The sequence below is a fragment of the Lentilactobacillus parabuchneri DSM 5707 = NBRC 107865 genome, from assembly GCF_001435315.1.
Lineage (GTDB): Bacteria > Bacillota > Bacilli > Lactobacillales > Lactobacillaceae > Lentilactobacillus > Lentilactobacillus parabuchneri.
Genome location: NZ_AZGK01000027.1, coordinates 1 through 6112 on the forward strand (window position 1 = coordinate 1; position 6112 = coordinate 6112).

The 6112-nt window shown below is 32.5% G+C and carries 5 protein-coding genes and 2 pseudogenes; 2 read left to right on the top strand and 5 right to left on the bottom strand.

Features of this window, described 5'->3' with window-relative positions; genetic code table 11:
• Window positions 1-501 precede the first annotated feature (501 nt).
• Both FC51_RS12615 and FC51_RS11840 read left to right on the top strand, forming a co-directional pair.
• Window positions 502-708: pseudogene (locus tag FC51_RS12615) on the top strand (replication protein B); the annotation flags it as partial.
• Window positions 709-1285: 577 nt separating this feature from the next.
• Window positions 1286-2152, top strand: a complete 867-nt coding sequence (locus tag FC51_RS11840; protein WP_146971982.1) for a replication initiator protein A — start codon at window positions 1286-1288, stop codon at window positions 2150-2152.
• Between the two features lie 312 nt (window positions 2153-2464).
• Here FC51_RS11840 and FC51_RS11845 read toward each other — a convergent pair whose 3' ends face one another.
• The 5 genes and pseudogenes from FC51_RS11845 to FC51_RS12740 form a co-directional block, all read right to left on the bottom strand.
• Window positions 2465-2890 carry a hypothetical protein gene (locus FC51_RS11845; RefSeq protein ID WP_225355081.1) on the bottom strand — a complete coding sequence of 142 codons (426 nt, stop codon included), beginning with the start codon at window positions 2888-2890 and terminating at the stop codon, window positions 2465-2467.
• A gap of 143 nt (window positions 2891-3033) precedes the next feature.
• Window positions 3034-4467: a lipopolysaccharide biosynthesis protein gene (locus FC51_RS11850; RefSeq protein ID WP_057911387.1), complete on the bottom strand. Its 1434-nt coding sequence runs from the start codon at window positions 4465-4467 to the stop codon at window positions 3034-3036.
• Window positions 4464-5708, bottom strand: coding sequence for a glycosyltransferase family 4 protein (locus tag FC51_RS11855; RefSeq protein WP_057911388.1), 1245 nt, complete (start codon window positions 5706-5708; stop codon window positions 4464-4466). The genes FC51_RS11850 and FC51_RS11855 overlap by 4 nt, the downstream gene beginning before the upstream one ends.
• A gap of 28 nt (window positions 5709-5736) precedes the next feature.
• Complete coding sequence (locus FC51_RS11860) at window positions 5737-5970, bottom strand: Wzz/FepE/Etk N-terminal domain-containing protein (RefSeq protein WP_057911389.1); 234 nt, start codon at window positions 5968-5970, stop codon at window positions 5737-5739.
• Window positions 5971-5981: 11 nt separating this feature from the next.
• Window positions 5982-6083: pseudogene (locus tag FC51_RS12740) on the bottom strand (LCP family protein); the annotation flags it as partial.
• Window positions 6084-6112: the final 29 nt, after the last annotated feature.

The window sequence follows — 6112 nt, forward strand, 5'->3', positions numbered from 1 at the left end:
AGTTGTCTCAGGAATCAGCTTACATCCATGTTTTGATCAATCAAATTAAAATATAGTTATTGATTATATGTTGTTTTGCATGCTAGAAAAGTCGTCATTCAGAAATGAATGGCGCTTTTTTATTGGTATTGAAATTTAAAAGAGATAAGCTAATATTGCATTTTAAAACAGATAGGTTAAAATATAGTTGATCTTCTATTTTCTGAACTGAATGAGATTATTGTCAACAAAAACGCCATTTTACTATCGAGTGGCGCTTTTTGTTGCAATTAAAAAGAAATTAGTTAAAATAAAGCTAGCCTACTTTCTATTGTTCAGGCCATTAAATCAATTGTATATACAGAAAGGTGCTGCTCATTAATTGAGTGGTGCTTTTTTGTATCTAATAAAATCTGTATTTTATAACGTCATATAAACGCATTCTCGTGCATTGTTTGCGTGTTAGCTGAATAATCATGTTATTATTTGTTTGAACAGTCGTTGAATGAACGGAGAATGAAAATGAACGATAATAAACAAACGTATACAATGAAGCAAATAGCTAATTTAATAGGAATTGACAAAACAAAGGTTTGGAGATTTATTCGAGACAATAATATTCATGAATATTCAAAGAACGGTCGAGCCTTACTCTTTAATGAACAGCAGAAAGCACGCATAATTAAAGGCATTAAGAGTAGTGATGTTCATTCTATGAACGAACTGTCANGATAAAGAATTAATATCAGTCTTAAAAAATGAATTGGAGCAAAAGAATAAAGAGATAGACAGATTTCAAAAACTGTTAGATCAACAACAACAATTAAATTTAAGCAGTCAGAAATTGCTTGAAAGTAAGAATGATACCACACAAAGCCGTGAGAACGATTCTAAGGGCGATAAAAGCAATCCAGATATAAATACAAGCAAGCAAAACGAAAAGCCCTCTAATGAGACGAGAGAGAGCTTTTGGAAATGGTTATTTAGATAGATTGTGTAAATATTTTCATTGAGTTATAATTATGTCAATTAAATATACGAGTACGAAAAAAAGGCGTTGATTAAGCAAGTCCTACCACAAACTTGCTTAATCAGCTAACAAGTGCTATCGCCACTTGAAGCCTTTTAGCGCCAATTTCATAAACATATTTTGAAAGATGGTTTCGGAATGTAATTCCTACTTCTTCTATTATATGAAATGAGATTGATTAATGCAAGAGTGATACATAATTGCAAAAGTTAAAAGGGTTTCAAGTTAAACAACTTGTACCCTTTTTTCTTACTCTCAAAAGGGAGATATGTAATTATGTTTATCAAAGTAGAAATGGATTACTTCAAAGGTTCAAATTTAAAGGGTGCAAATGAAATTCTAACTTATTCACTTCTTTGTGACCGTATGAAGGCAAGTAAGAATAATAAAGATTTCTTTGATAAGAAGTTTGGCGATAGTTATATTATTTTTAAGCGTGAAGAGTTAGCTGAATATTTAGACGTAACTGTTAAGACCGTTACTAAAATTTTGAAGAGTTTGGTGAAAAAAGGTTATCTAATTGTAAAACATCAATTTAACGCTGCCTCCAAATTATTCTTACCAAAGTTTGAGAATGAAAAAAGTACTTCTATGCCCGTTAAGGAAGAAATTACCTCTTCCTTTGGGAAGAATTTACCTTCTAACAAGAGTACTTTAACAGATAAATATATAACAGATAATACAAGAGATACCTGTTCAGAGATTAATTCTAAAAAAATTGTTGCTATCACTCAAAAAGAAAAACAGGCAGCCAAACAGAAAAAATTAAACGAACTTGAAATAAATGCTTTAAGTAATTCACTAGAGACTAAAGCAGGCTTTAGCAAACGAACAGTTAACATGCTCAAAGCCTTATCCTTTAATGATCCTAAAAAGCTTTATCAATTAAGTGGCATGGTGTTCAAGGCTAAAAATGTAGTTAAGAAACAAGCTAGAAACGTTATAAACAGCCAACTTGCTTTAAGTTTTGAGATCAACAATCGTTATGAAAATATGGCAGTCGATATTCAAAGAATTGTCATGACCGCTAATAGAAGTAAGAGAAGTAATGTTGAGGGATATATTTTCAGTTCATTAGTCAATTATTTTCAAGAAGCCGTTAACGATTATTGCATTCATGACGTTCAAAGCGTGATTGGTTAAGGTGAATTAATTACGGATAATTTAAGAACGTCGCTGGAACACTTAATTGTAACTAATGAAATTAGTCGTTTTCAGTGATTACATTAGGGTAGACTCTTAGTGTTCATACATATCCCTCCTAAAATTTAAGCCGATTAGTCTAAGTTAACAAGCCAGTTATTCTGGCATCGTTGATATAGACCTATTTTAACGCAAGAAATCTATCAGAGTAGCCTTGGCTAACCTGATAGATTTCTGATAATATAAGCGTTTTGACTTGTGACAATTGATTTTAATGGCTAGATTATCAATTTAAATCACTTAAACGTCGGCTTATTCAGTCACTAACTGCTGGACAGTATCGGATATATGGATTTGAGTCTTATACTTCTTAAGGTCATGATTGTTAGTCGCTGTATTTCCCTTATGGTTTAACAAGGCGTCTAGCGCTGCTAAGTTGCTAACATAAGTCTGATTAATGTAGGTGCGAGGCACAATACGTGCAACTTTAACATAACTGCCCTTATGATAAGCCATCACATAAGGATCTTTGACCCCAGGATTAAGCCCCGTCGTTAAGGTTAATTTGGTCCATTCATTCCCCATCGCATTATCGGTGAACCAAGCGGTCCAGTAACCATTGGTCGCCTTATTGTTAGGAGAAATTTCTTTTTCACTAGGTAATTTAGTGTACCCGACTTTATAGGATAAAAACGGATCAAAGCGATCGATCGTCCCAATACCTTTATAATATCCCAAACATAAAATACCTGTCTCAAATATTGACTTCAATCCACTAGACCAATAGCCAATGTGGCCTAGTCTAGTTCTCAAAAATCTCTTCATCTTTACCGATTGACAAAGAGCCCGTTTTCAATACGTATCGTTATTGACTGCTTACCTTATAATAAATGCTTTAAATAGTTCAAAAGATAAAACAAAGGCTGAAGTTTCAACAAATAAGCACCACTTAAATATACAATAGATCCTACTAGGGCATCTAAAAGTATTTCAAAAATAGAGTTTAAGTGTAAGAAACCAATAGGATAAATAAAAAGAACCATTATAATGGCTAACAGAAAAGCCGGGAAAACATCCTTAAACTGCTCCTTATATGGGTACTTAATCACCCACTTATTAGGTAAAATATCAATCAACATTTCTATAAAATTATTTAATACCATGGAAACCGCTACTGCTAGGACACTTATTTTTATTGAACTAAGTATAAATACTAAGTAAACTGGTTTCTTTAGAACCTCTAATTCTAAAAGTACATCACTTCGCCCACTAGCTTTTAATGCTTGCATATTTGCATTAGAAATAGTGCTAAAACAAAATGCAACACATAAGCATTGCATAAATGGAACTGAAGGTAGCCACTTCTTAGTAAGCAATAAAATTGTTATAGGCTTAGCAGCAACTGCCATACCAAACATCAATGGTAAAATTACAAACGATGACATTCTCATTGATCGTCTAGTCATCTCTTTCAATTTATTTAAATCATCCGAATATTGAGATAAAGCCGGAAAAAGGACTGTGGATATTGTTCCATCAACATTGTTTGATATTAGTTCCGGAAAACGTGAACCTCGATTATAGTAAGCAAGATCCACTGCATTATAAAATCGTCCAATGATTAAAGACCTAAACTGCAAAAAAAATGTTCCCAAAAAGTTAGCAGCTAATACTTTCCAACCATAATTCATTAATATTTTAGCTTCAGACATAGAAAATTCACAGTACGGTCGCCAAGAAATTTCAAAAAATAAAACAATAGTTTGAAATAATACAGAAGTTAATCCCTGCCATACTAATGCCCACACACCAAAATTCATATAAGCTAAGGAAATGCCTAAAACACCCGAAATAACTGTTGCAATAGTTGTAGAAAAGAAAATTTTCTTAAATGCCATATGTCTAGAAACATATGCCATTTGAATTGAACTAAAAGCTGAAATCGGTAGTCTTAAGCTTAAAATTTTAATAACTGGGATAAGGTCTTCGTTATGATAGAACTTAGCAATCAGTCCTGAGCATAAGAAAATTATTATGTAGAGAATTATTGAAAATATAAAACTACAATAAAATAACGTTGAAAAATCTAATCTCGTTGCATTCTTTTTTTGAATTAACGCAGAACTAAATCCAGTAGTTACAAAGACTTCCATTAAGACTATAAATACATTTACTAAAGCAACTACTCCATATTCTTTAGGCGCTAAAATTCTGGCTAAAGCAATAGAAACAATAAACGAAACCAGTTGACTTGTAATTTGCTCATTAAATTTCCAAAAGAATCCAGAAAAAATACTTGGCTTATTTTTACTCATAACCCACCTAATCTTACAATTTTGCTAAAATCATTAAAATATTCTTCCTTCGTTTGTGGGAATCGATTACTTCTTTTCTTTCCAACTTCTCCTAATTTAATTCTTAAATCAGGGTTTAAATACAGCTGGCGAATCGCCTTCGATAATTCTTCTACAAAATCAACCCCACGATTTATTATTAATGCACTATTTCCTAACACTTCAGGTAAGCCCCCCGACTTAGAAGCAATAACTGGTACCCCCATAGTCATTGCTTCTAAAGCGACTACGCCAAAGGCTTCTTCCCATTGCGATGGTATAACAATACAATCTGAAATTGAATATATTTCGTTAATCTTTTTATGATCAACATAGCCAGTAAAAATTATTCTTGATTTTAAGTCATATGACATTGACGCTACAATACTTTTTAACTCAGAAATATATTCATTTTCTGCATGAGAATGTAACCAATTTTTCCCAACTATTAAAAATTTCAAATTTGTACAATCTTTCAATAATTTTAATGAATTTAAGAATTGATCAATACCTTTATCACTGATAAAACGCCCAATAAAAGTAAAAACAATATCTTTATTAGATATATTAAGTCTTTTCTTCCAAGACTCTTGAATTTCTAATGATGTAGGGATCAATTTCTCACTTAAAACACCATTATAAAGAGTCACAGCGTTTTTAGCTCCATATTTTTCAAACCTTTTTTCCAAATAACGACTAACAGTTATAATTTTATCTGAAGAATTAATAATGCCCTTAATCATATTATATCCTGCAGGATGAATCAGTCGTTGAATTATGTTGATATCATCCTCGGGCGGATAAATATCATCATGAACATGAAATATTAATTTTTCTTGATTTATTTTTCGAACAATAGTGTTAAATACTTCTCTATTGTCTTCAACAATAACTGCATCATAGAAATTTTTCTTAAAATTATGAGTTAAACATTCACTAAAGTCAGATATAACCCGACCATTCGGCATTCTTATTAGAAATTTATTCAATATATCTATAAAGTGTTGCTTCGTCTGATTAGGCTTATATTTAATTTGTAAAATATTAGTATATTTAAATTTGAAATTAGAAAGTCTATTACAATTATCAATGGTATACAAGTCTATATCATATAAATGCTTTTGCTCATTCTCTTCAATGATATAAGTTGTCAACTCCTCAACCGCTCCGCCGTCTAAAGCGGGAACTGGTAAAACGTTTGGCGCAAAAATTGCTAATTTCAAAATACCTTTCCTCCCTCATAAAACTATACTAACTTTGCTGATTGTTGTAGGCTTGCCCGTTATTATCATTGCTGCGCTTCTGGTTAACCAAGATCTCAGTTGTCGCCGTATACTTTGGCACCACTACAAACTGAGCAACCACGAAGCCCAGCACCCCGGCAAGTAGGGTCCAGGCAATCAGCATCTTGAAGTGCTTGCGTAGGATCGCCATTAAGCGACTCAAATCAATCGTGTTATTTACTGTTTCTGACGAATTATTCAAAGCTCTACTCCTTAATTCTTAAGACTATTCTTTAATAGGTTCGTAATCCGTTGTTGTTCACTGGTTGGGACAACTTCAAATGCCTGGCCGTCTTCATTTTGACCACGGCCTTGAGTGGATTGAAGTCAATATTTGAGACAGG

What these genes read in the sequence shown, in the direction of transcription:
- FC51_RS11840 (WP_146971982.1), top strand. Translation starts at nt 1,286, where the DNA reads ATGTTTATCAAAGTAGAAATGGATTACTTCAAAGGTTCAAATTTAAAG.
- FC51_RS11850 (WP_057911387.1), bottom strand. Translation starts at nt 4,467, where the DNA reads ATGAGTAAAAATAAGCCAAGTATTTTTTCTGGATTCTTTTGGAAATTT.